Genomic DNA, 25,950 nt, shown 5'->3' with positions numbered 1-25,950 from the left:
TCGATCTTCCTGACAACCTGTTCGACCCTCAGACGGAGCAAGAACTGGCGGAGTGGGAATGACTGCGTTCCTCTTGGATTCCAACGCGTTGGTGCTCGCGATGACCAGGCCAGAACAATTGTCCAGCACGGCCCGGTCGATCATCGAAGATCTCGAAAATCGAACTTTTGCCTCAGCTGCCTCGGCCTATGAACTGGCTTACAAGTACTCACGGGCCGCCGTCGAGGGCTCGACGCTTGTGATGTCCGATCGGGTGCTCCAGGAATTCCGACTCGTCAGCACGATCTGGTAGCCATTCGTCTCGCCGTCCCGCCCTGCGGGCATAAGCTGGATTGGTGCAAATTTCGCTTTGGCTGGCCCTGGTAGGCGCCGGCACCCTGATCAGTTTCACTCCCGGCGCAGGCGCCATCTCCACGATGAGCAACTCGCTCAACTCCGGATTCCGCCGCTCCATCTGGGGAGTGCTGGGCCAACAGGCGGCACTGATCATCCATATCCTGATCGTGGCTCTCGGGGTAGGTGTTCTGGTCTCGAGCTCACCCGTGGTTTTCAACGTGATCCGCTACACGGGGGCGGCATATCTCGTGTACATGGGCATCCGGCAGTTCCTGCACCGGCCGGACCTGGACAAGGAAAAAGTGGAGGCCCGGCGGAACGAGCCGGCGTGGTCGATGTTCCAGCGAGGCATTTGGGTCAACCTGCTCAACCCCAAGGCGATCGTCTTCTTCCTGGCCTTCATGCCGCAATTCATCCGCCCCGAGCAGCCACTGATTCCGCAGTATCTGATCCTCAGCACCACGATCGTTTTCATCGACATCTGCGTCATGTGGTTCTTCTTCGCCTTGGCGGCCCGTTCATTCCAACGGTTCACGCACAACGCGCACGGACAAAAAGTCCTCAACCGCACTTTCGGCGTGCTCTTCATGTCCGTGGGAGTGCTGCTCGCCGCCATCCACTAAAACAACTCGACTGCTCCCCACCGGCCAAGTGCGCTCCACAGCGGTGACAGCGACGCAGAAGTTATCCACAGCCTCCATCGATTGCTCCAAAACGGTCGTTTTGAACCCTCAAAGCGACAATTACTCAGCAATCGATGGGGAAAGGGGAAAGCCCGTGGAGCCGCGTACCACCAATGAGCTCTCGAGCGTCAGTTGCGGTTGCTCCAGCTCGCGGCCTTCCATCAGGCCCCGGAGTTGTTTCCCGGCCTGGAGACCCAGCGGGGTGGCCGGCAAATGCACGCTGGTCAGGCTCGGGTTGCTCGTGGCCGAATACGGCAGGTCATCGAAGCCGGCGACAGCGAGTTCCTCCGGAATCCGGACCCCGGCCACGCGGGCCTCCTGCAGCACACCGTAGGCGTGGGTGTCCGTTCCGCAGACGACGGCGGTGACCCCGGCGCGCTGCCAGTCCGGCCAGGCGGCAGCGAAGGCAGCCGCGGCAGCGCCGACGTCGATGGTGGTACTGATGATGTGGGAGTCCGCCACCGAAATACCGCAGGAATCTGCCTCATCCAAGAAGGCAGCCCGGCGCACCTCGAATGTCGCTGTGCCCGTCACGCTGTCCACGTACGCAACGCGCTTGTGTCCGGAGGCCGCAAGGTGCGCGGCCAATTCACGGGCGCCGTGGGCGACATCGAGGTTCACCGACGGAGCGTAGGCCTCAAGGCCAGGCGCATCCAGAAGGACCAGGGGCCCGGCGACGGACAGGTCCTCCAGGAAGGCCGCGTTGGGCGCATCCACCAGCAGTCCGGCGGGGCGAAGGGCCATGAGCTTTCGGACATCCTCCGCCCGGGGGAACTCGCCGGCGTCGGTGACGGATAGCAACAGCTGGTACTCGGAGCCGAGCGATTCCCGGACTCCGGCGATGACCTTCGCGAAGAAGGGGTTGGAAATGTCCGGCGCCACGAGGATCACAATCGAGCTCACGCCCTTGGCCAAGGAACTGCCGATGCCATCCACCACGTAGCCAAGCTCGGCGATGGCCCTGCGGACCCGCGAAATGTTGTCCTCGGAGACCCTGCCCTGGGTTTTTCCATTGGCAACCAAGGACACCGTCGCAGTCGAGACCCCTGCCAAGGAGGCCACCATCGCCGCGGTGACGCGCTGCGTACGGCTTGAGGTCCGATGCACTGGTTCGGCGGATTCCATACAACGATCGTAGTCGGAATCAGCCAATTCCCACGCGCCAACGCATCAAGCGCTTGACGTGTTTTGCGTTAAGCGCTTGACGCGACACGCAAGCCAGTGCCAGAATTCCCCTGAATGCTTTAGCGCCCTGCCTCGGCAGGCCCCAATGACGTGGAGATGAACATGGATCCCAACACCATGACCCGTGAACGCAAGAAGATCATCCTGGATTGTGATCCCGGCCATGACGACGCCGTGGCCCTGCTGCTGGCCCACGGCAACCCGGACATCGAGCTGCTCGCCGTCACCACGGTGGTCGGCAACCAGACCCTCGAAAAGGTCACCCGCAACGCCCTGTCCGTGGGCACCATCGCAGGCATCACGGGTGTTCCCTTTGCCGCCGGCTGCGACCGTCCGCTGGTGCGCTCGATCGAAACCGCACCGGACATCCACGGCGAAACCGGCATGGACGGCCCCGAACAGCCCGAGTCCACCATCGAACTGGACCCGCGCCACGCCGTGGACCTGATCATCGAAACGATCATGGCGCACGAGCCGGGCACCGTCACCCTCGTCCCCACCGCGGGACTCACCAACATCGCCATGGCCGCCCGCAAGGAGCCGCGCATCGTTGAACGCGTCAAGGAAGTCGTCCTCATGGGCGGCGGCTACCACGTAGGCAACTGGAGTGCCGTGGCCGAGTTCAACATCATCATCGACCCCGAAGCCGCGCACATCGTGTTCAACGAAAAGTGGCCCGTGGTGATGGTCGGATTGGACCTCACGCACCAGGCCCTGGCCACTCCCGAGGTGGTCGGGAAGATCGCCGCCGTCGGCACCAAGCCGGCCAAGTTCGTCATGGAACTGATGGAGTTCTTCACCAAGACCTACAAGGACGCCCAGGGATTCGACTATCCCCCGGTGCACGATCCCTGCGCCGTGGCATACGTCATCGACCCCACCGTGATGACCACCCGCAAGGTCCCGGTCGACATCGAACTGCAGGGCAAGCTCACCCTGGGCATGACCGTGGCAGATTTCCGGGCCCCCGCACCAGCCGACTGCAACACCTCCGTCGCGGTCGACCTTGACCACGAGAAGTTCTGGAACCTCGTCACCGACGCGATCATCCGCATCGGTGAGCCCGACGCCGGCGCTCCCGCCACCATGAGCGCCGCCGACGCCGCCGTCGCCGTCAGCATCGCAGGAGAGGCAAAGTAAATGACCACGCTCATCAATGAAACCAAGACCAACCGCGGCAACGTCGCCGCACTCATGGTCGCCCTGCTGGCCGCCTGCGTGGCCTTCCAGCTCAACGCATCGATGCTCAGCCCGGCCCTGGTCACCATGGGCAACGAGCTCCACACGGACCAGGCAGTCATCGGCCTCTCGCAGACCTGGTTCTTCACGGCCGCAGCCCTGTTCTCGCTCTTCCTGCCGCGCCTGAGCGACATCGTGGGACGCAAGAAGATCCTCCTCGGCATGATGCTGCTGATGGCGATCGGCTCGGTCATCGCAGCGATGGCGCCCGACGTTACCTGGCTCTTCGTGGGCCGCATCATCCAGGGCGTCAGCGGCCCCACCGTGCCGCTCTGCCTCATCATGCTGCGCTCCGCCGTCGACAACCCGCGCAAATACGGAGCCCTGATGGGCCTCATCACGGCAGTCAACGGCGGCGTTGCCGGCGTCGACTCCTTCGTGGGCGGCTACTTCGCCGAGCACTTCGGCTTCCGCAGCATCTTCTGGCTCATGGTTGGCCTCGCCATCGTGGCAACGGCCTTGATCGCCATCCTTGCCGGCGAGAGCAAGCCTGCCGCGGGCACCGGCATGGACTGGCTGGGCGTGTTCTTCATCGTCATCGCCGTGGGCGCACTCCTGACAGCCCTCAATGAGGGATCCAAGCTGGTTGGCGCCTTCTCTTCCGGAACGCTCATGCTGTCCATCGGGCTGATCGTGGTCGCTGCTGTTGCTTTCGCCGCCTTCTGGACGGTGGAGAAGCGTTCCAAGAAACCGATGGTGGAAACCGTCCACCTCCGCCAGCGTTCCACGTGGGCGCCGCTGCTGACCACCACCCTCGCCATGACCGGCATCTTCGCGGTCATCAACGGCATCGTCCCGGCCTACGTCCAGGCCGCGGCACCGGGATTCGGGGTCGGCCCCACCGAGATGTCGCTCATGATCCTCACGCCGTACGCCCTCCTCGGCTGGGTATTCGGCCCCATCAGCGGCCGGCTCGCTCCCGTGCTCGGCTACACCAAAGTCCTGCGCATCGGCATGCTGGGCAGCATCGCGGCCCTGGCCGTCATCGCGTTCCTCGGACTCAGCAGCCTCCCCCTCATGATCGTGGGAACGGCCTTGCTCGGCATCATGTACGCCGGTACGGTCAACATCATGCTCAATGGACTCGGAGTCGTCCTCTCCCCCGCCGGCAACCCCGGCTTCCTGCCCGGCATGAACGCCGGGGCCTTCAACCTCGGCGCCGGACTGAGCTTCCTGGTGTTGCCGGCTGTCCTTGTGGCGACCTCCGCGCTCGGCGACGCCAAGGCCTCATATTTGACGGTCGTCGTCGTCGGCCTTGCCATCACGGTTGCCGCCTTCGCGGCGTCGCTGCTCATCCCCAAGCCCCTCGAAGCCGAGGTCGGAAAGTGAGCCGCCGGATCGTCGTCGTCGGGTCCTTGAACGCGGACCTGACCATCTATTGCGAGCGGCTCCCGCTCCCCGGTGAAACCGTCCACGGCAATGGCTTCGCGGTCAATCCCGGTGGCAAGAGCGCCAACCAGGCCGTCGCGGCGAGCAAACTGGGCGGCACCGTGAGCCTGATCGGCGCCGTCGGAGACGATTCCAACGGCGCCATGCTGCTCGCCTCCACGGAAGGGGGCGGCGTGGACGTTTCGCGCGTCCGCCGTTCCGCGGATGCCGCCACCGGCGTCGCGGTTATCGCGGTGGACGCGCACGGTGAGAACAACATCATCATTTCGGCCGGCGCCAACGGAACGCTCGCCCCGGCGGACGTGTCGGCGGACGCCTTCGACGACGCGGCAGTGCTCTGCCTCTGCCTGGAGGTCGGCCTCGACACGGTGGAAGCTGCCGCCAAAACAGCGCACGACGCCGGCGCAACAGTTCTGTTGAACCTCTCCCCGTACGCCGAAATCCCGCAGAGCCTGGCCGCCTTGAGCGACGTCGTGCTGGTGAACGCCCATGAAGCGTCCATGTTCCTGGGCGACGCCGAAATGCCGCACCCGGGAGCGCACGCCAGCGCCTGGGAGTCAGTCCGGAGCCAGTTCGCCGAGCGGGGACTGGAGCGGGTCTTGGTGACCCTCGGGTCCCACGGCTCGGTGGTGCTGGATTCACTCGCGGCGCCCGGAGAACAGATCTCCCGGATCGCACCCACCAAGGTCAATGCCGTGGACACGACCGGTGCAGGGGATGCCTTCACCGGCGCGGTGGCTGCCCGTCTCGCCGCGGGCGAGACCTTGGCCGAAGCCGCGGCGTTCGCATCGGTTGCCGCGGCGCTCGCCACGACCAAGAAGGGCACCCAGGCGGCCTACCCCGGCGCCGAGGAAGTCCTGGAGCATTTGCGGATTTCCTGACCCAGCCTGCGCTTTTACGCCTCCACCAGCGACTTTACAAATCTTGTAATTTTGACTAGCCAAGACGGGGTGGGATCCCCCATGCTTGCTCCATGTACTCAGCGCCGAGCCCATACCGCATCATCACCGTTTGCACGGGAAACATCTGCCGCTCACCCATGGCGGAGCTCATGCTGACCGAAGCGTTCGACGCCGGAGGGCTGGGTGGAGCGGTTGTGGTGGACTCCGCGGGAACCACCTCATACGAGGCCGGACACCCTATCGATCCGCGTGCGGCACGGGTCCTTTCAGCACACCGGATCCACTCCGAAGGTCACCTTGCCAGGAGCTGGCGCCAGGAGTGGTTCCGGGAGCGGGACTTGATTTTGGCGCTCGACGTGGATCACTACGGCTGGCTGCATGAGGCCGCCCCGGATTCGGAGACGCTCGCCAAGATCCGGATGCTGCGCAGCTTCGACCCATCCGTCGCTGGCCGGAGCACCCTGGACCTGGGCATCGAAGATCCCTGGTACGGGGGCCACCACGATTTCGACGTCACCTGGGACCTCATCCGGGCGGCCGTCCCCGGGATTGTCGCCTTCACGCGCGACGCCGTGGCCGCCGGGCAGCACGCACGGCACCACGACCCACAGCAGGTACGCTCTATTTCATGACCCCAGCACCCGTGATCATCGCCATCGATGGCCGGTCCGGCGCCGGAAAGACCACTCTCGCCGTCGAACTTGCCGCCCGCCTCCGCATGCATCACAAGGTGTCGCTGTTCCATCTCGAGGACATCTATCCGGGCTGGAACGGCCTCGCTGCAGGCATCGAGCGGTACGTCACCACGGTCCTGGCACCGCTGCGGCACGGCGACGCCGCCGAGTGGGTCAGTTGGGACTGGGAGAAGCACTACGACGGCCGCAACCACGTGACGCTGCCTGCCGAAATCGTCATCGTCGAGGGCGTCGGGGCCGCTGCGAATGCTGCCCGCCCGATGCTGGACGCCGTGGTTTGGGTGGACGCTCCCGAGGACGACCGCAGGCACCGTGCGATGGCCCGGGACGGCAGCAGCTACGAACCGTTCTGGGACAGCTGGGCGGCCCAGGAGGACGAGTGGCTGGAGACCGACGACGTCCTCGACCACACTGACGTCAGGGTGCTGAACCGGGCTGACGGCAACGCCCCGGATGACGCGCTGCAGGCGCTGAACTACCTCCCGTCGCTCTCCCCCGTGCTGGCTCCCGAGCTCTCGGCACGCCGCGGTTTGCAGCTCAAGGCCGAACGGATAGATGCCACGCCGGACGCCGCGGCCCTGTTCCACACGCTCTACGCCCACTCCGCCAACGCCGTCTGGCTCGATTCCTCCAACACGTCCTCCAACAGGGACACGGTCGGCGACGCCGGATCCTCCAACGCCGCGGCCGAGCGCAGCCGCTTCAGTATCCTCGCGGACGACGGCGGCTCCTTCGGCCAAGCCGTAACGCACCGTTCCGGAACCACCCGGCTCAGTGCCGGTTGCGCCACCGTGGAGACCACCGGACCCTTCTTCCGTTGGTTGGACACCGTGTGGGGCCGCAAGGCTTTGAAGGCGCCGGAAGGCTACGACTGCGAATTCACGCTCGGCTGGTTGGGCTACCTCGGCTATGAATTGAAGCGGGAGACCGGTGGCAGCGATGTCCAGGCCGGCACTCCGGATGCCGCGTTGCTCTTCGCCGGCAGGGCCGTGGTGATCGACCACCGTGAGGCTGCCGTGTGGCTGCTCGCCATCGATACCCCCGACGCCGGCGAATGGCTTGGGCTTGCGCGGGAGGCCGTGCTGTCCGCGGCGTCGGCACCCCAAGCGGCCAGCGCGCCGAGGCACTCGGCCGGGGATCCCGCCGTCGGGGGTCGCACAGTGGCGCTTGAGTTCTCCAGCCGCGACACCGAGGACGAATACAAAAGCAAAATCAGCGACGCGCAGCACCAGATCGCCGAGGGCAACACCTACGAGGTCTGCCTGACCACCACCGTGACCGCCACGGATCCCGGGCTGGACCCGTGGGAAGGCTACCTCGCGCTGCGCAAGCGCAACCCGGCGCCGTTCGCGAGCTACTTGCGTTTCGGCGATCTGACGGTCGCGAGCACCTCGCCTGAGCGCTTCCTCCGGATAACCTCCGACGGCGGCATGCGGGCCGAGCCGATCAAGGGCACCAGGGGCCGGGCCAACGATCCTGTCATCGACGAGGCACTGCGGCGTGGCCTTGAATCCTCCCTCAAGGACCGTGCGGAGAACATCATGATCGTGGATCTGCTTCGCAACGACCTCAGCCATTTCGCCGTGCCCGGATCGGTGACGGTCAGCCGGTTATGCGCGGTGGAAAGCTACGCCACCGTACACCAGATGGTGAGCACGATCGACGCCCGGTTGCGACCCGGAGCACCCCGGGCCGAAGCCGTCGCGGCAGCGTTCCCTGCCGGGTCCATGACGGGAGCTCCGAAGATCAGCACCATGGACATCCTTGACAGCTTGGAGTCCGGACCGCGCGGGGTCTACTCGGGCGCGATTGGGTACTTTTCGCTCAACGCGGCGACGGATCTCGCCGTCGTGATCCGGACCCTGGTGATGGGTCCCGACGGCGACGGCGGACGCACGCTCAGTCTCGGCGTCGGGGGCGCCATCACGGCGGACTCCACGGCCCAGGACGAATACGAGGAAATCCGGACCAAGGCGTTCGGCGTGCTCTCCGCCCTGGGCGCGGAGTTTCCCTCTACCTGAGAATCAGTTGTGTTCTTCCGTCCGGGCGCGGACCGTCCGCGGATCGTTCCGGGTGATCGTGTAGTAGATCAGGCTGGCCAGGATCGCCCCCACGAACCATGAATACGGACCCAGGCCCGAGCCTCCCGGCAGGAAGGTCTGCAGCGCCGGGACCAAGGCCAGAACGCCTGCGACGACGGCGGCTGGAACCAACGCGGCGATGGCCTTGAGGTTCCAGCCCTTGGTGTAGAAGTAGAGGCCCTTCTCGTCCTCGTGGTAAAGGTCCGAGACCTTGCACCGCTGGTGCCGGATGCGGAAGAAGTCCGTGAAGATGACCCCGAACAGCGGACCGAGCAGCGCGCCGAGGCCGCCCAGGAAGTACACGATCACCACGGGACTGCTGAAGAGGTTCCAGGGCAGGATCACGATGGCCAGCACCGCGCTGATGAGGCCGCCGCGGCGGAAGTCGATCCTGTGCGGGGCCACGTTGGCGAGGTCGTAGGAGGCGGAGACGAAGTTTGCCACCACGTTGATGCCGATCGTGGCCACCACGAACGTGACGGCGGCGATGATGGTGATCCACGGATTCTTGATCGCCTGGACGATCGCCACCGGATCGGTGATGACCTTGAACATGTCCTGGCCGCGGTACTGGTCTGCGGTGAAGTAGGACGCCGCGCCCGCTGTGACCACCACTGTGACCAGGGCGAACGCGATGAAGTTCACGGGCAGGCCCCAGAAATTGCCGCGCAGGATGGTCTTGCGGTCCGGTGCGAACCGCGAGAAATCGCAGAAGTTCAGGAGCAGCGCCGCAAAGTAGGTGACGGTCAGGGCAATTGCCGAGAAGAACTGGGTCACGGCTGCCGGGCCGTCCAAAGGGGCGACGCCGGGGATCGAGAGGCTGAACTTATTGCCCGCTTGCGTCAGGATGTAGATCGCGAGCGCGAACATTGCCACCCAGATAGCAGGGCCGGCCCAGTCCTGGAATTTCCGCACGGTCTCCATGCCGCGCCGGATGACGAGCAGCTGGACCGCCCAGAGGACCAGGAACGCCGCCCAGCCGATCGGCGTCAAGCCAAGGATGTGTGGCACGTCCGGGCCATCGAGCGGGGTCAACTGGGGCCACACGGAAAACAGCAGCACCAACACGGCTTCGGAGGCGAGCCAGGTCTGGATGCCGTACCAGGCAATGGCGATGAGTGCCCGGATCAGTGCAGCCAGGTTGGCACCGAAGAGGCCGAAGGACATCCGCGCCAGGACCGGATACGGTACGCCGGTCTTCTGCCCCGCCGTCCCGGCAAAGTTCATCAGGAAGTAGACGAGGGTGATGCCGAGGACAAGGGCAAGGAAGACCTGCCAGCCCACGAGGCCGGTGATGAAGAGGCCGGCCGCGAAAGTGTATCCGGCGATGCTGTGGACGTCGCACATCCACAGGGCGAAGAGGCTGCGGACCCTCCAGTTGCGTTGCCGGGCCGGTGCTAGGTCTGCGTTCCACAACCTGTCGCTGACCAATCTGCCCTCGGCCAGGATCCGGACTTTCTCAGGGTATTCGTCTCCAGGCTCTGGCGGTGCCTGCACAGCCGGGGACTCGTTTTTCCGCGCCATGACGCCTCCGAACAACGCTTCCAAACATGCTTGGACTTCCAGAATCGCCCCATTGCTCCAGGATGGAAAGACCCCTCGGGAGCGCCGGATCCTGGTCGCGTTAGCATTGGTCAAACCACGTCGTACCAGGAGGATGCATGCCATACATCGTTGACTTCGAGAATGTTTCTACTACCGGGCTGGAATCGTCTCCCGTTGCCGAGGCCCTTGCCGGGCTGCGCGCCAACGAAGGCCGCTACTACAGGAACAAGTACGGCCACGTCTTCACCGTGAGCCCTGCCGGCGAGGTTCCGGAGGTGGTGGAGCACGTGAGCCGCATCCTGAAGGAGGAGCGTGACATCGTCATCGGCTCCCGCCCGCTGGAAGCGACCGCCTTCGACGTCGACGGTTTGCGCATGGCCTACGTCTTCTACGAGTCGGGGTTGTCGATCAACGTCATGTACAGCATCGAGGCCGGCGGGAAGCGGGCAGTCGGATTCAAGCTCTCCGACGGCATGGAGATTCCAGAGGAACTGGAGTCACGCTTCAAGTTTGCCCGCCAGAAGTCGAAGCTTGCAGGCGTTATCCGCGGCTCGTTCTTCGTGATCAAGGGCGAGTACTGACCGTGCCGACGGCATCCAAGTAGACAACACTCTATTTAGGAAGCCTACTGATTATGTACCGTGGCAACCATCCTATTCATGACTGCTTGGGATCGGTGCGGGAAAAGACCGGCCCGGCGGTTGAGGCAAGGCTGTGCCGGTTACCCCCGGGAAAGGCCATGCCGCCACGAAAATTGGGGTTTACACATGAAAAAAATGCTCGCACCGCTCGGGATTCTCTTTGCTGCCGTCCTGGCGTTGACAGGCTGCGGAGGTCCCTCGAATCCGGGAACCGCGGCCGCTTCTTCCTTGACGCCGACGCCTACACCGACGCCCACTCCGAAGACGTACACGAATGAAGAACTCGCTTCGATCGTCGCGCAGTTGAAGGACGACCAGGGCAAGCCGTTGACCGTCATACCCGCTGCGCAGATCGACCAGGGCATCATCGCCGCGAAGCAGATGCTCAAGTCCGCCGTCATCACACCCCCGGCGTGCGCGGCCTTGGCGAACAACAACGCTCAGGTTCCGGAGGGGGCGACGTATGCGGCGGGGCAGAGCATCTCGGCGGCGGACAAGTCCGTCACCGTGATCACCGCCCTGGCGGTGAAGGATCCCACGGTGTTGGGCGGCCAGACGAAGAAGTCCAGTGATGCGCTGGCCCAGTGTTCTACCTTCACGATCGAGGCGGGAGGGCAGAAGGTCACTACCCAGACACAGTCGTTGCCGGAAAAGACCAGCGGGGACCAGTCGGTCGGGATGTTGATGACCCAGGTCCTTGCGTCGGGCCAGAAGGCCACCACACTGACCGTGACCGGAGTGAAAGGCAACCTCGGGGCCACGGCGATCAAGACGGGCGCCACCGTCACCCCTGACTCGGCGGCGGAACTGGTCAAACTCGTCGACGCGGTCCTCGGCCAGTAATCGGGCGGCGGAGGACTCAGCCCGGCCCGCCAGGCGGGAGGCTCTGAATCTTCAGGGTCTCCCCCAGCCAGGCGACAATCGTTTCCAGGCTTTCAGGGTCGAGATGTGTGCCCGGTTCGTTGTAGCCGTTCCCGGGGGATGCGGCGACTTCGGCCGGACTCCGCCCATCCTCCTTGAACACGTGATTCGCGTTGGTCGGGAAGGCGAAAGCCACGTTCGCCATCCCGGCGGCGGCTTCCCGGAGAGGGCCGCCGTCGGCGTCTACGTCGACCTGCACGTCCCTGCCGCCGATCAATACCAGTGTGGGAATCCGCGTCTTGCCCAGGGAGTCGCACGAAGACTCGCTCCATAGCTCACGGGCGAAGGGCAGATTTGCCGGAGCCTCGAAGCTCGCGAGAACCATCTTCACACTGTCGGGCAGGCCTGGGTCGGGATTCATCGGCTGCCCGACCGCGTACCGCGCAGCAGCTTCCTCGACTTTGGGCATCAATTCAGCGCCGCCTGGGACCTGGGCGGACTGAAGAGCCAACTGGGACAGCAGCACAGTCTGTATCGCGCGGCCGGGAGGCGCAGCGAGAACGATCCCGGCGAAGGGAACGGTCTGGCTGCTCGTGGCGTAGTGAAGCACATGGAGGGCACCCTCGCTGTTGCCGAGCCCGGCAATTCTTGCGGAGTCAACGAAATCCAACCCGGAAAGCACCTGGACGGCCGCCACCAACTCGTCCAGATGGGACTGCATGCTCAGCTTCCCGATGAGCTTCGTGATGTTGTCCATCACATGCGGGCCGGACGCCCTTTTGTCATAGCGGATCGAGGCGATACCGGCGCGTGCAAACTCCTCGGCAAACAGCCGCCCGCTTCCGTTACTGCCGGGGAGCAGGGGCGAACACCAATCCCGGTCCGTCGGTCCGCTCCCGGCCACGAGCGCCACAGCAGGGAACGGCCCCTCGCCGTCGGGACGGACAACCGTGCCCTCCATCGTGATGCCGTCCAGTTGCCAGGAAACTTCGATTGAACTCACCATGCTCCACAGTCTCACGGCGGACTACGAACACGGCACCCTTCCGCCGCAGTCCATCAAGCGCCGAGGTTCAACATTTCGACGTAGCGGTCGATCATCATGTGTTGGCCCTTGATCTCGGAGATCAGTTCCGGACTGGCGATCTCGCCGTCGGGCAGTTGTCCCGAGCCGCCGGACGGCCCCAGGGGAAGGATGATGACGGGCTTCGACGGCGTGTACGCGGCCAGTTCCACGGAGCCCTCGATCTGCGCCTGGATGTTCCTGGCAACCACCGCGGCTTCGCGTCCCGCGACTCCGGCTTTGTTCACGTCGATCGCCGAAATGTCACCCAAGGCGTAGACGTTGTCGAAGCCTACGACGCGCAGTTCGGAGGTGACGTCCAGGTAGCCATCGGCGGTCCGTGCGGCCAGGAGGTCGCCTGCCACGTAGTCGGTCTGCGGGGCGATTCCGTAGCAACGGAACCAGATGTCCGCCCCGATGGCGGTACCGTCCACGGTGTTGACGGTGAATGTGGCGAATTCACCCGCAGGAACCGGCGGCAACTGCACCAACGGGCTTCCCAAAATTCGCCGTACGCCGAGTTCATCCAGCTGCCGGTTGACCTCGATCCGCAGCCGCGGGTCGTACGGGCCGGGAAGGATGTCCGGCGCAAGATCCACCATCACGATGTCCTTGTCCGGCCATGCCGCCGCGATTTCGCCCGCAAATTCAAGGCCCACCGCCCCGGCGCCCAGCAGCATCACCCTGCCGGCACGTTTGAGGTCGTCATGTGCGGCTTGGTAGCGGGCGATGGCGTCGCTCGTGACCATTCGATCGCTCTTGGCCGGGAAGGGGTAGCTGGAACCGCTTGCGAGGACGATGTAGTCCGGCGCCAGCCGGGCACCCGAAGCCAACTCGACAGTGTGCCCGTCGACCCGGACAGCGCGATCCCGGAGTACCTCACCGTGCCCCAGCAGGCGGTCATAAGGAAGGAACATCCGCGGCAGGAAGTCGGGTTGGACCACGGATCGGAGGGCCGCAATGTTGTGCACGAAAGCGTCCTTGGGCTCCACCAAGGTAACCGTCGCGTATTCGTCCAGCGCCTTCGCTACGGAGATCCCGCCGTAACCTCCGCCGATGACTGCCACAGTGGGGTGCGGAGCCTCGTTGTTCATGGCAACTCCTTAGGTAGAAAGCTCACGCTGCTCGGCTCGTGCCGCTCAGATCGTTTATGAAGGACAACGATTGCCCGTAGTCAATAATTTCCTCAGTGATAAGATTTTCCTGATGAGTTCTTCGGCAGCAGGAAAGCAACTGGGGTTTCTCCTGGCACGCCACGGGCGCATCATGAATACGCGCCTCCGCCAAGCCCTTGACTCCTCCGGGCTGAGCCCAAGGCATGCCGTGCTGCTGTGCCGGCTTGACGATTCCGGCCCGCTCAGTCAGCAGGACCTGATCGATATCCTCTCAATCGACGCGAGCGGACTGGTTGCGGTCCTGAACGACCTTGAGCGCGCGGGACTGGCGGAACGGCGCCGCGATCCCGCGGACCGCCGTCGTCATATCGTCGACATCACCGCGGAAGGCAAGCGCGCGGTGTCGTCGATTGAAGTGGCGGTGGCCGACGTCGAGCAGGAGGCCTTTGCCGGATTCTCCTCCGATGAGCTCCAGCAACTCCATGCGCTGTTGTCGAGGATCCACGGCGAACCCGCGGACGAGGCCTGCGAGGACTGAGTCCCTACTGCAGGGTGGCCGTCAGCCGCGCCACGTTGTCCACGTACTTGGCAAGCATCGGCCGGTGCAACCAGCCCTCCAGGGTCAGCTCACGGCACATTTCCCGGTAGCTCGATTCCACGGCGCGCATGCTGTCCACGGCCTCGGCGCCCAGGATCATCACGGACACCTCCATGTTGAGCGAGAAGGAGCGCATGTCCATATTGCTGGAGCCGAGGACAGCCACTTCCTCGTCGATCGTGAAGTGCTTGGCGTGCAGGACGTAAGGGGCGCGGTACAAGTAGATCCGGACCCCGGCCTCCAGCAACGCCTCGTAATAGGAGCGCTGGGCATGGTGGACGAGGAACTGATCGCCCTTCTCGGAGACGAAAAGCTCCACGTCGACGCCGCGCTGGGCCGCCGTCGTAATGGCGTACAGCAGCGAATCGTCGGGCACGAAGTACGGGCTGCAAATCGAGATGCGGTGCTGGGCCGAGTAGATGAGCGTGTTGAACAGGCGCAGGTTGTTTTCGGTGACAAACCCGGGCCCGCTGGGAACCACCTGGGCCGTCATCCGGCCGGGCGTTGCCTGGACCGCAACCTGCAGCTGGTATTCGAGGGACTCGTCGGTTTCGCTGAGCCAGTCGGTAGCGAAGACGACGTTGAGGGTCGCAACAATCGGGCCCTCCATCCGCGCCATGAGTTCCACCCATTTGCGCCCGGCGCGTCGGTGCTTGGGGTTGTTGTAGGAGGGCTCGATCAGGTTCTGCGAGCCCGTGAAGGCGATTTCGCCGTCGATCACCAGGATTTTCCGGTGGTTCCGCAAGTCCGGCCGACGCCACTGGCCGTGGATGGGCAACAGCGGCAACATGCGGCGCCACTGGATCTGGCCGCGCTTGAGCCGGCGGACGAGCTTTCGGTAGCCGGGGATACGCAGGGTGCCGATGTGGTCGAACAGAAGGCGGACGTTGACGCCGCGCGCTGCCGCGTTTTCCAACTCGGTGAGGAGCTCGTCAGTGACCGAGTCACTGCTCATGATGTAGAACTCCGCATTGACGAACTTCTTGGCCCCCCGGACCGCTTCCGCCATGGCCTTGATCGACTCCTCGTAGCCTGGGAAGAGCTCCACGGAGTTACCGTCCACCATCGGCAAGGAACCCAGGCGCCGGTTCAGCTCACCGGCCGAGGTCACCCATTCGGGTCCCGAGTACGTGCTTACGACGTCGGCGAGCGCCGACGTGCCTGCACGCACCCGATCATTGACTTGCTCCTGCTGCTCCCGACGGCGGCGGGACAAACGGAAATTGCCGAACAACAGGAACAGGACGAAACCGACGGATGGAACGAGGAAGACGGCGAGGAGCCACGCCATGGCCGTCGTGGGTCGGCGGTTTCCAGGAATGACGCCCAGCAGCACGATGCGCAAAATGATTTCAAAGATGGCCCACGCACCGAGGAGCCAGGTCCACTCTGGCCCGAACTGAAAAGGAAACAGCACCCACACCCCCACGATCGAACAGCTATTCAAAGAACCAACAGTCAGCCCAGCCTATCTGGCACGCCGCATCCGACCGTCCGTCCCGCGGGCCAGCACTAAGCTGGAAACATGACTTTACCTGCCTCGACGGTCCTCGTATTCCTGGATCCAGCGTTCGAAAACGGCCGCGTCGCCGATTCCAGCCAGCCGCAGCTCATGGCCACAGACCTGGGCGCCACCCGGGGTGACGGCGTCTTCGAGTCGCTGCTCGCCGTCGAGGGCCGTGCGCGCAAGGTACAGGCGCACCTGAACAGGCTTGAGAGCTCAGCCCGCGCGCTGGACCTCAACATTCCCGAACAGGAGGTCTGGCGCCGAGCGATCGACACCGCGATCACCGAATTCCGGGACGCCTTCCCCGCGCCAAGCCCGGCCGAGGACGAAGTTGTCGTCAAGCTCTTGGTGACGCGCGGAGTGGAAGGCGCCTCGACTCCTACCTGCTGGATCCAGGCTTCGCCGTCCCCCGCGGGCAGCCGCCGGCAGCGCGAGACGGGCATCGACGTCGTACTTCTTGACCGTGGCTTCGACACGGAGGCGGGCGACCGCGCTCCCTGGCTGCTGCTCGGCGCCAAGACGCTCTCCTACGCCGTGAACATGGCCGCACTGCGCTACGCCCACAAGCAAGGCGCGGACGACGCGATCTTCACCTCAACGGACGGCCGGGTTCTTGAGGGCCCGACGTCCACGGTGCTGCTGGCTCACGTGGAAACGGTCGACGACGGCGCCGGCTCGGTGCGCACGGTCAAGCGCCTCATCACTCCGCAACTGGACAGCGGCATCCTGCCGGGCACGTCCCAGGACGCGCTTTTCACCAAGGCAAAGGCAGCGGGCTGGGAGCTGGGCTACGGCCCGTTGGTCCCGGAAGACCTGTTCGACGCCGATGCGGTGTGGCTGATCTCGAGCATCCGGCTCATCGCTCCCGTGAACCACGTGGACGGCAGGGAGATCGGCACCCCGGCAATGCGCAAGCAGCTGACGGCCGAGCTCAACGAGCTGTTCGCGGGGATTGAGTAGGGGTTCCAACCCGACTGCTTCCGCCTGCCCAAGTGACTAGCAGTAAATGTCGTTAAGAGCGCCCAAAACGACATCTACTGCGAGCTACTTGGGTGCGGTGATCTGTTCGCGCAGAATGTCTGCGTGCCCGCAGTGTTGGGCTAGCTCCCGGAGCATGTGGAGGTAAACCCAACGCAACGGGAGCGGACCGCGTCGGTTGCCGTTAAGCAGGTCGTCGAGCCCCAAGGACGACGTCGCCTGGCGCGAAGCTTCGCATGCCTCGCGGTGTGCTTGCTGGATCGTGGCGATAGTGTCGCCGTCGTCGAGGATAAAAGATTCGTCCGGCGTGGCCGGGATGCCGATCTCTGCGCGGGAGCGGCACGTGACGGCTTCGTCGAACCAGACCTTTTCCACGAAGGTCACGTGTTTCACGAGGCCCAGCAGCGTGGTCCGGGACGGGACCAATGACCGCCGGGCCTGTTCCTCCGTCAAACCGTTCAAGCAGTCGTTGAGCGCGCGCCGGTGCTCGTCGATGAATGCTTCGAATTGGATCCGAATTGGCTGGTTGAGGTTGTCCTCGGCAAGCGTCACGGTTGCACCTATGTTTTCCGTCAAGCAGGGATTCAGTCAGTATCGACGTGATCCGAGCTTAGCGGCTGTCCTGAATTCCGCCGTCGATTGACGTAGGGGGCGCAGTCCTTGGTCTGAGGATCGCTTGCCGGGCAATAGACTCCGTTCATGCGTCTGGCGATCATTGGAGCGGTTCTCCTTGGCTTAGGGGCCGTGGCGATCGCCACGGGTGCCCTGCCTTTCACGGATCTCATGGCACTCGTGGATCGGGTGGCTCCGATTCTGCTGTTCGTCGTGGCGATGACAGTTGTGACTGAGCTGTGCAGTGAGGCCGGAGTCTTCCTTTGGACAGCCCGGCGGCTCCGTTATTGGGGCCGCGGATACAGCATTCTCTTGTGGCTGTTCCTGGCGGTCTTCGCGACGCTGAGCACCGTCTTCCTCTCTTTGGATACAACAGCGGTGCTCCTGACACCCGTGGTGGTCAGTGTGACGCGGCAAGCCGGGCTGCCGGCCCTGCCTTTCGCCCTGACCACCGTGTGGCTGGCCAACACGGCAAGCCTGCTGCTGCCCATTTCCAACCTGACCAACCTTCTCGCCCAGCACAGCCTTGGCGGCATTACTCCGGGTGGCTTCGCCGGCCTCATGTGGGCACCCGCCCTTGCCGCCGTCGTCGTGCCGTTGCTCTTCATCGGTATCGTCTTCCGACGGGATCTGCGCAACCGCTACTCACGGATCCCGGTGGTGCGGATCAGGCCGGATCAGCCGGCCGGGGCTGAAACCAGGCCTGCCGCGGACCGGGTACTGCTCGGGTTCAGCGCCTTGGTGCTGGCGTTGCTTCTGCCTGCGTTGGTGTCCGGGGTCCCGGTTTGGATCCCGGCCCTGGCCGGGGCTGTTGTACTGGGGGTCGTGTTCGCGCTCCGGAGTCCGCGGGTCCTCAAGGTGACGCTGATTCCATGGTCCTTGCTGCTGTTCGCTTCCGGACTTTTCCTGGTGATGGAAGCCGCCAGGCATCTGGGGGCTCCCGTGTTGCTGAGCCAGTTGGCCGGACAAGGCCAAGGCTTCATGGACCTGGTTCGGCTTGCCGTGACGGGCGCCGCCGGTTCCAATGTCCTCAACAATTTGCCTGCCTACCTGCTGGCGGAACCGCTGGCGGGGACGCCTGCGCGGATGGCGGCCTTGCTGATCGGAGTCAATGCCGGACCGATCATCACCCCTTGGGCCTCCCTGGCCACATTGCTCTGGCACGACCGGCTCGTCCGCATGAATGTCCTGATCACGTGGAAGGGCTATGCGCTCTTCGGACTGATTGTCGCGCCCCTGACGGTGCTCGCGGCAGTGGCGGTCCTGGCAGCCACCGGCCACTGAGCGTCTTCGGCAGTAGCCGTGTCGCCCGGCGTGAAGAATCAAGACAGAATGTAGAACAGCCCGGTCGTATAGTCGGGGCCGAATACACGAAGGATCCGCCTCATGCTCAGTCTGCAGGACATCGACAACATCGTCCTCAACGGAGGGATTGTGGTGGACTCCGCCGGGGAGAAAATCGGCTCAGTGGAGCAGGTCTTCACCAGTGGCGATTCCGGGGATCCGGTTTTTGTCACCGTGCGGACCGGTTTGTTCGGCATGGCCGAATCTTTCGCTCCGCTCTCCGGAGCCAGCCTGGTTAATTCGGTGATCAAGGTGGCTTTCGCCAAGGACAAAGTTAAGAACGGCCCGCGCATCGAGAGTGAACGCGGCGTGATCACGGAGACGCAGGAACAGGAACTTTACAGCTATTACGGGCTGGTGGCCCAGGAATCCAATGATGCCGCCGCGGCAAACGATACCGAGGATACCGGGCTCGCGCCTGCGGACACCCCCTCCGGCGAGAACGCACCGGACCTGCCTCTCCCGATGGCGCACGGGGGGCCACATCCGCCGCACGGCGGCCCGCCACCCCCGCACGGGGGGCCACATCCGCCGCATCCGCCACATTTGCACAAACATGTGCCCCTGCCCCCGCATCCCGGCCCGCCACCGCCGCATCGGCCGCCCGGGCCCCCGCCGAAACCGGGAGACCGTCAATAGCCGCGGAGTGCTCGCCGCGGCTATCTCAGCCGCCGGCTGTGACTCTCACGCCGGCGGCGCGGGCGTCGGGAGCGACGGCTCCGTCCACGGGCCGGAAAATTCAGCGTGGCGAACGCTATTGTGCCGCCATGGCGGCAGTAGTTAACTAGTCCCGTGACCTCTGCTGGGGAAGGGTGATCTGGCTCTCGGCCCGGCGGGCACCTGGTTTCACAGTGCTGTGGAATCAGCACAGTTGATGGAGGGCATCATGATGAGCGCAGTTTCTTCGTCCTGGAATTTCAATCACGGTTTTCCCACGCCCGGACCCCAGGATCCCGACAAGTCCATCGGCCTCCCGGCCTGCTTCTCACTGAAGGATCCGGTCACGTGATTGCCGCCGCCGAGGACTGGATCAAACGGCTGGACATGTCCCCCGCTCTCGTGGGCGGCTGGTTCGCGCCGGCGCTCGTGAGCAACGAGGACATCGCGGGATCGGCGCTGCCTCCGCGCTTCGGCGTCGATCATCCGCTCTACAGTTCCAACTGGTACTTGCTGCAATCAGGAGAAGTCCTCCAGTTGCACGCCCTGAAGCAGGACGAATTGTGGTTCTTCCACCTGGGGACGCCCATCAGGCTGCACGTCTTCTCCCGGGAGCTTGGACACCAGGACTTTGGCTATACCGAGACCGTGTTAGGGCCGGATCCGGAGGCAGGCGAGACGCTGCAAGGAGTTGCCCCGGGCTCCACCTGGTTCGGTGCCGAGTTGGCCGGTCCAGGGTTCGCCTTGGTCAGCTGCAGCGTCTCACCCGGATACGAGAGGTCTGACTCCGCGAAACCAACGGCACGGGACATCGAGTCGCTCGTCATGAGGTTCCCCGGGCATGCTGAGCTGATCCTGCGACTGGCGGCGGAATAGCCCGGGCTGCCGGGCTGGCAGTCTGGCCGGGAAAAACGTCTGGTGCGCCGGTTCTGGGGCCGGCGCACCAGGCTTCTCCCTCCCCAACTGACTCGCAGTTGTTGTCGTTTAGAGCGCCCTAAACGACAACAAATGCGAGTCAGTTGGGCTTCTCAGGATCCGACCGGAGAGAGCGCGCGCACCAAGCCGAAGAGGTCCTTGGGGTCGTCGGGGTTCGCGACGAGGTCGATCTCCTCGAAGAATTCCGAACCCTCGACGGCGTCGCGGAGATACCGCAAGGCGGAAAAGTCCTCGATCGCGAAGCCCACGGAATCGAATACCGTGATCTGGTGCCTGGAGGTCCGGCCCGGCGCATGACCGCCAAGGACTTGCCAGAACTCGGTGACGGGAAAATCGGCGGACATTTGCTGGATCTCGCCTTCAATCCGCGTCTGGGGATCGTATTCCACAAAGACGTCGCCGAGGTCCAGGATGGCAGCGTCGAGTTCGGTCTTTCCTGGGCAATCGCCGCCGATCGCGTTGATGTGAACGCCCGGAGAAACCTGGTCTGCAGTCAGGATGGTGGCGTTGGCCTTGTCCGCGGTGCACGTGGTGATGACGTCGGCGTCTTCCACTGCGTGGGCCGCCGAGCCCGCGATGGTGATGTCGAAGCCGAGGGGAGCCATGTTCCTGACGAACTTCTCCATCGCAGCCGGATCAGTGTCCCAGATCCTGACAGTGTTGATGCCCAGGGCTGCCCGGAAGGCCAGCGCTTGGAACTCCGACTGGGTTCCGGTTCCGATCATCGCCATGACCCGTGCATCGGGGCGCGCAAGTTTCTTGGCGACCATGCCGGACGTGGCCGCCGTCCGCAGCGCCGTCAGCACTGTCATCTCCGCGAGGAACGTCGGGTAGCCGTTATGGACATCGGACAGGACACCGAAGGCTGTCACAGTCTGGAAGCCGCGCGCTGGATTCGAAGGGTGTCCATTGACGTACTTGAAGCCGTATGTTTCCTGGTCACTGGTGGGCATCAGCTCGATGACGCCAAACGCGGTGTGACTCGCCACCCGCGGGGTCTTGTCAAAAGATTCCCATCGCCGGAAGTCGTCTTCCAAGTACTGAATCATCTCCGAAATGATGGTTTCCGGGCCTCGCCCGGCCGTCCAGCGGACCATATTGCGGACATCGACAAAGCGCGTCATGTGCGCTCCTTTCCCTCATAAGCATTGTTGCTACGAGGCTACGGAGCGGCGATATGCATCCGCAATTGCCAAAATATGTACTTTTCATTGAAAAAATGCACAAAATGACGAGTCGTTTCGAACATAATGCTCATGAGGTTTGTCGCCGCCAAGCCAGCGGCTACCGCAGGACGGAGCTGAGGAGCAGGCTCGTCTCGCTATTGACGATCCCCTCGATCCCGCGGATCCTGCCCAGCACTTGGTCAAAGTCGCTGAGGCTTTCCGTGCGCAGCTCAGCCACGAGGTCCCAGCCGCCATTCGTGGTGTGCAGTGCCCAAATCTCGGGGAGCCCCCTCAGCTGGCGAATGACCCTGTCGGCCGACCTTCCTTCCACGGCAATGAGCGCAATAGCCCGGATCGCAAGTGGATCGACTTCGTCGCGCACCCTCGCAGTGAAGCCAACGATCGTTCCGGAGGAGACCAGGCGCTCGAGCCGGCTGTTCACGGTGGCCCTGGCGACGCCCAGCTGGCGCGCGAGGCTCGCGACAGATGCCCGGCCGTCCTCCCTGAGGGCGGAGAGGAGCTGGCGGTCAAGGTCGGTGAGTGCTGCCATAAAGATAAACGTATCGCCCATTCCCCAACTGGGCCTGAGTCCGTAGGGTATCGACATGAGCATCTACATCAGCCCCGACTCTGCTGCGTGGTCGCTGACGGCCATGGCAACCGGTGCGTCAGCGGGATCAATCGATGATGCGAACGGCATGTCCAACTTGATAAAGGAAATCTACGAGACAGAAGGTTTCGAAGCGCTGTCTGGCGTGGTTTTTGCCCTGGCTCATCACAACAGCCTCTCGCTGCACGCACTCGCCACGGCCACCGGGATATCCGTGCACGAGTTGCTGGAAATCCGGAAGCATCAAGGTTCCACGTTTCATCACTCCCCCACAGGAGTAGCATCGCGCTTTGATGCCGTTTCACCCCGGGTCCAGGCAAGCCTGGACCCGCTGCCTACAGAAACCGAAGCCTAGGGTCCGCGCCAGCGTGGCCCCACCCGCCGGCTCCCCACCGGCCGCCTCCCGGTTACGGAACATGACGACGGCCGGTGATGCGGGCCGCCGTCGTGGGTGTTATTTTTCTTCTTGAGTAATGAGCACCAGCGCGAAGCCCTGACTTGCTGGTCGGCAACCCTCTCTCCGGCGGGGTGCCTCAGGTGACTACTCGGCGTATCGACACTTTCGAACTGCAAGCGTGACTGAGGAGCACCAATGCCTGAACCCACCGAGGAAAAACTCTCCTACCGTCTCATCACGGGCCCTGACACCAAGGAATTCTGCGAGCGGATCTCCACCGCCCTCGCAGAGGGATACGTGTTGCACGGCAGCCCGGCCGCGACTTTCAACGGCAAGGACGTGATTGTGGCACAAGCCATCGTCCTGCCCGCGGCGATCGCGAGCGCGGATGCCGCCGTCGCCAATGCGGTGGATCAGCTTGATGAAGAGTTCGACGGCGAGGGCCACGCATGAGCTACGCAGGCGACCTCAGCCCGCACGACGCCTGGGCCAAGCTCGAGCAGGGCGCCATCTTGGTGGACGTCCGCACCGAAGGCGAGTGGGCACACATCGGGATCCCGGACACCAAAGCCACCGAAAACGATCCCTTGTTCATCCAGTGGAACCTGGCCGGCGGCATCCCCAACACCCGCTTCATCGAACAGCTGACACAACAGGCTCCCGAGGGGGACGGCACGGAACTCGTCTTCCTCTGCCGCTCCGGCCAGCGCTCCATCGCGGCCGCGATCGCCGCAACCCAGGCCGGATACACCGCCTACAACGTCCTCGAGGGCTTTGAGGGCGAACCGGACCGCTACGGCGAGCGAACCGTGAATGGCTGGAAAAACCGCGGACTTCCGACGAACCTGGGGAATATCTAAGTGACTTTCAATCCTGACGCCGCCAGCTGGAGCCCTGACACCCAGGCAGTCCGCGGCGGTCTTGACCGTACCAACTTCCAGGAAACGTCCGAAGCCGTCTTCTTGAACTCCGGTTTCGTCTACCAGTCCGCCGCGGCTGCCGAGCGTGCCTTCACAGGCGAGGACGAACGCTTCGTCTACTCCCGTTACGGCAACCCTTCGGTCGCCACCTTCCAGGAGCGCCTCCGCCTGCTTGAGGGCACCGAAGCGTGCTTCGCGACGGCGTCGGGCATGTCAGCTGTCTTCACCGCCCTCGGTGCGTTGCTGGCGGCTGGTGACCGCGTGGTTGCCGCCCGCTCGCTCTTCGGTTCCTGCTTCGTGATCCTCAACGAGATCCTGCCGCGCTGGGGGGTCGAGACCGTCTTCGTCGACGGGCCGGACCTCGACCAATGGCGTGCCGCGTTGTCCGAGCCGACAACGGCGGTGTTCTTCGAGTCGCCGTCGAACCCCATGCAGGAAATCGTGGACATTGCCGCGGTGAGCGAGCTTGCCCACGCGGCGGGCGCCACGGTCGTCGTCGACAACGTCTTCGCCACCCCCTTGCTGCAGCGCTGCGGCGATCTCGGCGCAGACGTGATTGTCTACTCCGGCACCAAGCACATCGACGGCCAAGGACGGGTCCTGGGCGGCGCGATCCTGGGCACCAAGGAGTTCATCGACGGGCCGGTCAAGCAACTCATGCGGCACACCGGGCCGTCCCTTTCCGCGTTCAACGCCTGGGTCCTGACCAAAGGCCTGGAGACGATGGCCCTGCGGGTCAATCACTCCTCGGCATCTGCGTTGCGGATCGCCGAATGGCTTGAGGCACAACCGGCCATCAGCTGGGTCAAGTACCCGCTGCTGAAGTCGCACCCGCAGCACGAGCTCGCCGCGAAGCAAATGAAGGCCGGCGGAACGGTGCTCACTTTCGAGCTGCTCCCCTCCGCGGGGCGATCAGCGAAGGAGGCCGCGTTCGCGCTGCTGGACGGGCTCGCCGTCATCGACATCTCGAACAACCTGGGCGACTCCAAGTCCCTCATCACGCACCCCGCCACCACCACGCATCGCGCCATGGGTCCGGAAGGCCGCGCAGCCATTGGCCTGAGCGACGGCGTCGTGCGGCTTTCGGTGGGGCTGGAGGATGTGGACGACCTCATCGGGGACCTCGAGCGGGCCCTCAAGCAGGTCTAGCCCGGCGCTTCGCGCCAGTCTTGGCGCACCCAGGTGAGGACGGGCTGCGGCTTGGTGTCGCTCTCGTCCCGCTCTGAGCGCATCGTGATCTGGACAGCGTGCTCGACGACGGCGGCCAGCCCGGCGGCGTCGGGCGCGCCCCCGTTGCTGCCGCTCCAGCGTTCGGCAACACCACGCTGCTCGATGGCGCCATTGCCACGGCCCAGGATGGCTGCCACGCCGGTTTGGACCAAGTCGAATTCGCCCTGTTCGGCGAGCACAGGTTCCAGATACTCCACCAAGGACCAGACAACGTCCGCGGCGGGCTCAGGGCGGAAGGTCCCGAAGTCCAGCAGCTCGGTGCGCAGGCCGAAGTTGCTTGCCTGCCAGGACGCCATCCGCAGAAGCGCCGTGGGCACGGCCGCCGGCTCTATTCCGGCATGGTATTCACGAACAGACGTCTCAACGAGGGCCCTGACAAGGACGGCGATGAGCGCCGCATCCTCGGCCCGGAGGCAGACATCGGCCACCCGGACCTCTACCGTGGGAACGTGCCGGGAAAGCCTGGCGTCGAAGTAGACCATCCCCTCGTCCAGCAACACTCCCGTTTCGATGAGCCTCCGGACAACCCGCCGGTAGGAGGCAAGGGATCCGAAGATGGCTGACGGCCCCGACGAAGGCCAGCGGTTCCATGCTTGCGTCCGATAGCTTTCAAAGCCCGTGGCCAGCCCCCGCCAGTAGGGGGAGTTGGCGCTCATCGCGGTGAAGACGGCGAGCTTGTCCCGGATGCGGTCCAGGACCATCACGCCCTCCTCGGGAGACTCGATCGAGGTGTGGACGTGGAATCCGCACGTGAGCTGTTCGTGTGCGGTGATGCCGAAGCGTTCGAGCATGATGGCATACCGGGGATCCGGAGTGGTGTGCAACGCGGCATCCACGGGCGACGTGGCCAACGCGGCGATCCGCGCGCCGTGGCGCCGTGCGGCGTGACTCGCGAGGCCCCGGCCCCTGCGGATCTGGTGTAAGAGCTCGGCATAGCTGCGGCATGGCCGGGTCTGGGTTTCGATCTGCTCAAGCTTGAGTTCGTGGCTTAGGCCGGTATCGGGGCCGTCGACCTCGTCAAGGGTGGGTCCGGGTTCGGGGCCGTCGTGGGCCGGGCCCTCAAGGCCACCATCGGCAGCGCCAGCGAGGAGCGCGTCGGCAAGCGCGAGCGGCTCGCCGGTCACGGGATCGACGATCAGCAATTCCTCTTCCACACCAAAAGTGCGCACGGAACAATTGTGCGCCATGGCAGCCTTGCGGAGACAGATCGAGATTTTGGGGGCGCCGCTGAAGGATTCTGCTGGATCACATGATCGTGCA

Annotated in this window: 27 protein-coding genes and 1 riboswitch; of the genes, 18 read left to right on the top strand and 9 right to left on the bottom strand. The window is 64.3% G+C overall.

Annotated elements, in window-relative coordinates; all coding sequences use genetic code 11:
• Positions 1-58: 58 nt before the first annotated feature.
• Together KNN17_RS12695 and KNN17_RS12690 are read left to right on the top strand one after the other, a co-directional pair.
• Positions 59-292: a PIN domain-containing protein gene (locus KNN17_RS12695; RefSeq protein ID WP_241709425.1), complete on the top strand. Its 234-nt coding sequence runs from the start codon at positions 59-61 to the stop codon at positions 290-292.
• Between the two features lie 43 nt (positions 293-335).
• Positions 336-959 carry a LysE family transporter gene (locus KNN17_RS12690; RefSeq protein WP_241709424.1) on the top strand — a complete coding sequence of 208 codons (624 nt, stop codon included), beginning with the start codon at positions 336-338 and terminating at the stop codon, positions 957-959.
• 120 nt (positions 960-1,079) lie between these two features.
• On the opposite strand, the gene KNN17_RS12685 is transcribed toward KNN17_RS12690, so the two are convergent.
• Entirely contained in the window at positions 1,080-2,084 is a 1,005-nt protein-coding gene (locus tag KNN17_RS12685) for a LacI family DNA-binding transcriptional regulator (protein ID WP_372489672.1), read from the bottom strand.
• A gap of 222 nt (positions 2,085-2,306) precedes the next feature.
• Between KNN17_RS12685 and uriH the strand changes: the two genes are divergently transcribed.
• The 5 genes from uriH (at position 2,307) to pabB (ending at position 8,450) form a co-directional block, all read left to right on the top strand.
• Positions 2,307-3,344 carry a uridine-preferring nucleoside hydrolase UriH gene (uriH, locus tag KNN17_RS12680; RefSeq protein ID WP_241709422.1) on the top strand — a complete coding sequence of 346 codons (1,038 nt, stop codon included), beginning with the start codon at positions 2,307-2,309 and terminating at the stop codon, positions 3,342-3,344.
• Positions 3,345-4,772: a uridine transporter UriT gene (uriT, locus tag KNN17_RS12675; RefSeq protein ID WP_241709421.1), complete on the top strand. Its 1,428-nt coding sequence runs from the start codon at positions 3,345-3,347 to the stop codon at positions 4,770-4,772.
• A complete protein-coding gene (locus tag KNN17_RS12670) occupies positions 4,769-5,713 on the top strand; it encodes a ribokinase (RefSeq protein WP_241709420.1) in 945 nt (314 codons plus the stop codon). The genes uriT and KNN17_RS12670 overlap by 4 nt, the downstream gene beginning before the upstream one ends.
• 92 nt (positions 5,714-5,805) lie before the next feature.
• Positions 5,806-6,366, top strand: a complete 561-nt coding sequence (locus KNN17_RS12665; protein ID WP_078107392.1) for a low molecular weight protein-tyrosine-phosphatase — start codon at positions 5,806-5,808, stop codon at positions 6,364-6,366.
• Positions 6,363-8,450, top strand: coding sequence for an aminodeoxychorismate synthase component I (gene pabB, locus KNN17_RS12660; RefSeq protein ID WP_241709419.1), 2,088 nt, complete (start codon positions 6,363-6,365; stop codon positions 8,448-8,450). Before KNN17_RS12665 ends, pabB begins: the two co-directional genes overlap by 4 nt.
• Positions 8,451-8,453: 3 nt before the next feature.
• On the opposite strand, the gene KNN17_RS12655 is transcribed toward pabB, so the two are convergent.
• Positions 8,454-10,034, bottom strand: coding sequence for an NCS1 family nucleobase:cation symporter-1 (locus KNN17_RS12655; RefSeq protein WP_241709418.1), 1,581 nt, complete (start codon positions 10,032-10,034; stop codon positions 8,454-8,456).
• A 137-nt stretch (positions 10,035-10,171) separates the two neighbouring features.
• Between KNN17_RS12655 and KNN17_RS12650 the strand changes: the two genes are divergently transcribed.
• Both KNN17_RS12650 and KNN17_RS12645 read left to right on the top strand, forming a co-directional pair.
• A complete protein-coding gene (locus KNN17_RS12650; protein ID WP_241709417.1) occupies positions 10,172-10,636 on the top strand; it encodes a phage tail protein in 465 nt (154 codons plus the stop codon).
• A 186-nt stretch (positions 10,637-10,822) separates the two neighbouring features.
• A complete protein-coding gene (locus KNN17_RS12645) occupies positions 10,823-11,539 on the top strand; it encodes a hypothetical protein (protein WP_241709416.1) in 717 nt (238 codons plus the stop codon).
• 16 nt (positions 11,540-11,555) lie between these two features.
• Here KNN17_RS12645 and KNN17_RS12640 read toward each other — a convergent pair whose 3' ends face one another.
• Both KNN17_RS12640 and KNN17_RS12635 read right to left on the bottom strand, forming a co-directional pair.
• Positions 11,556-12,563, bottom strand: coding sequence for a dienelactone hydrolase family protein (locus KNN17_RS12640; protein ID WP_241709415.1), 1,008 nt, complete (start codon positions 12,561-12,563; stop codon positions 11,556-11,558).
• Positions 12,564-12,616: 53 nt separating this feature from the next.
• Positions 12,617-13,714 (bottom strand): NAD(P)/FAD-dependent oxidoreductase, encoded by a 1,098-nt coding sequence (locus KNN17_RS12635; RefSeq protein ID WP_241709414.1) that lies wholly within the window; start codon positions 13,712-13,714, stop codon positions 12,617-12,619.
• Positions 13,715-13,826: 112 nt separating this feature from the next.
• Here KNN17_RS12635 and KNN17_RS12630 point away from each other — a divergent pair, with 112 nt between their 5' ends.
• Positions 13,827-14,273, top strand: coding sequence for a MarR family winged helix-turn-helix transcriptional regulator (locus tag KNN17_RS12630; protein ID WP_241709413.1), 447 nt, complete (start codon positions 13,827-13,829; stop codon positions 14,271-14,273).
• Positions 14,274-14,277: 4 nt separating this feature from the next.
• Here the strand turns inward: KNN17_RS12630 and cls are convergent, their stop codons facing one another.
• Entirely contained in the window at positions 14,278-15,750 is a 1,473-nt protein-coding gene (gene cls / locus KNN17_RS12625) for a cardiolipin synthase (protein WP_139359640.1), read from the bottom strand.
• Positions 15,751-15,858: 108 nt separating this feature from the next.
• On the opposite strand from cls, the gene KNN17_RS12620 reads away from it, so the two are divergent.
• Entirely contained in the window at positions 15,859-16,800 is a 942-nt protein-coding gene (locus tag KNN17_RS12620) for an aminodeoxychorismate lyase (protein WP_241709412.1), read from the top strand.
• 84 nt (positions 16,801-16,884) lie between these two features.
• Here the strand turns inward: KNN17_RS12620 and KNN17_RS12615 are convergent, their stop codons facing one another.
• Entirely contained in the window at positions 16,885-17,394 is a 510-nt protein-coding gene (locus KNN17_RS12615) for a DinB family protein (RefSeq protein ID WP_241709411.1), read from the bottom strand.
• A 123-nt stretch (positions 17,395-17,517) separates the two neighbouring features.
• On the opposite strand from KNN17_RS12615, the gene KNN17_RS12610 reads away from it, so the two are divergent.
• From KNN17_RS12610 to KNN17_RS12600, 3 genes are all read left to right on the top strand, one after another.
• Positions 17,518-18,714, top strand: a complete 1,197-nt coding sequence (locus tag KNN17_RS12610) for an SLC13 family permease (protein WP_241709410.1) — start codon at positions 17,518-17,520, stop codon at positions 18,712-18,714.
• Between the two features lie 102 nt (positions 18,715-18,816).
• A complete protein-coding gene (locus KNN17_RS12605; RefSeq protein WP_241709409.1) occupies positions 18,817-19,413 on the top strand; it encodes a hypothetical protein in 597 nt (198 codons plus the stop codon).
• Positions 19,414-19,779: 366 nt separating this feature from the next.
• Positions 19,780-20,307 (top strand): cupin domain-containing protein, encoded by a 528-nt coding sequence (locus KNN17_RS12600; RefSeq protein ID WP_241709408.1) that lies wholly within the window; start codon positions 19,780-19,782, stop codon positions 20,305-20,307.
• Between the two features lie 152 nt (positions 20,308-20,459).
• Here KNN17_RS12600 and KNN17_RS12595 read toward each other — a convergent pair whose 3' ends face one another.
• Positions 20,460-21,491 carry an ornithine cyclodeaminase gene (locus KNN17_RS12595; protein ID WP_241709407.1) on the bottom strand — a complete coding sequence of 344 codons (1,032 nt, stop codon included), beginning with the start codon at positions 21,489-21,491 and terminating at the stop codon, positions 20,460-20,462.
• A gap of 160 nt (positions 21,492-21,651) precedes the next feature.
• A complete protein-coding gene (locus KNN17_RS12590; RefSeq protein WP_078107421.1) occupies positions 21,652-22,083 on the bottom strand; it encodes an Lrp/AsnC family transcriptional regulator in 432 nt (143 codons plus the stop codon).
• A 55-nt stretch (positions 22,084-22,138) separates the two neighbouring features.
• Here KNN17_RS12590 and KNN17_RS12585 point away from each other — a divergent pair, with 55 nt between their 5' ends.
• The 4 genes from KNN17_RS12585 (at position 22,139) to KNN17_RS12570 (ending at position 24,609) form a co-directional block, all read left to right on the top strand.
• Complete coding sequence (locus KNN17_RS12585) at positions 22,139-22,498, top strand: hypothetical protein (protein WP_241709406.1); 360 nt, start codon at positions 22,139-22,141, stop codon at positions 22,496-22,498.
• Between the two features lie 114 nt (positions 22,499-22,612).
• A riboswitch (SAM riboswitch) is annotated at positions 22,613-22,725 on the top strand.
• Between the two features lie 10 nt (positions 22,726-22,735).
• Entirely contained in the window at positions 22,736-22,993 is a 258-nt protein-coding gene (locus KNN17_RS12580; protein WP_078107380.1) for a DUF1737 domain-containing protein, read from the top strand.
• Positions 22,990-23,400 (top strand): rhodanese-like domain-containing protein, encoded by a 411-nt coding sequence (locus tag KNN17_RS12575; RefSeq protein WP_241709405.1) that lies wholly within the window; start codon positions 22,990-22,992, stop codon positions 23,398-23,400. Before KNN17_RS12580 ends, KNN17_RS12575 begins: the two co-directional genes overlap by 4 nt.
• Positions 23,401-24,609, top strand: a complete 1,209-nt coding sequence (locus KNN17_RS12570) for an O-succinylhomoserine sulfhydrylase (protein WP_241709404.1) — start codon at positions 23,401-23,403, stop codon at positions 24,607-24,609. It abuts the gene before it with no gap.
• On the opposite strand, the gene KNN17_RS12565 is transcribed toward KNN17_RS12570, so the two are convergent.
• Positions 24,606-25,859 (bottom strand): glutamate--cysteine ligase 2, encoded by a 1,254-nt coding sequence (locus KNN17_RS12565; protein WP_241709403.1) that lies wholly within the window; start codon positions 25,857-25,859, stop codon positions 24,606-24,608. The two genes, KNN17_RS12570 and KNN17_RS12565, sit on opposite strands and share 4 nt — an antisense overlap.
• Positions 25,860-25,950: the final 91 nt, after the last annotated feature.

This window comes from Arthrobacter bambusae, assembly GCF_022606295.1.
Classification (GTDB): Bacteria; Actinomycetota; Actinomycetes; order Actinomycetales; family Micrococcaceae; genus Arthrobacter; species Arthrobacter bambusae_A.
Note: the sequence above shows the minus strand (reverse complement) of the source record. Positions and strands in the feature narration are given on the sequence as shown.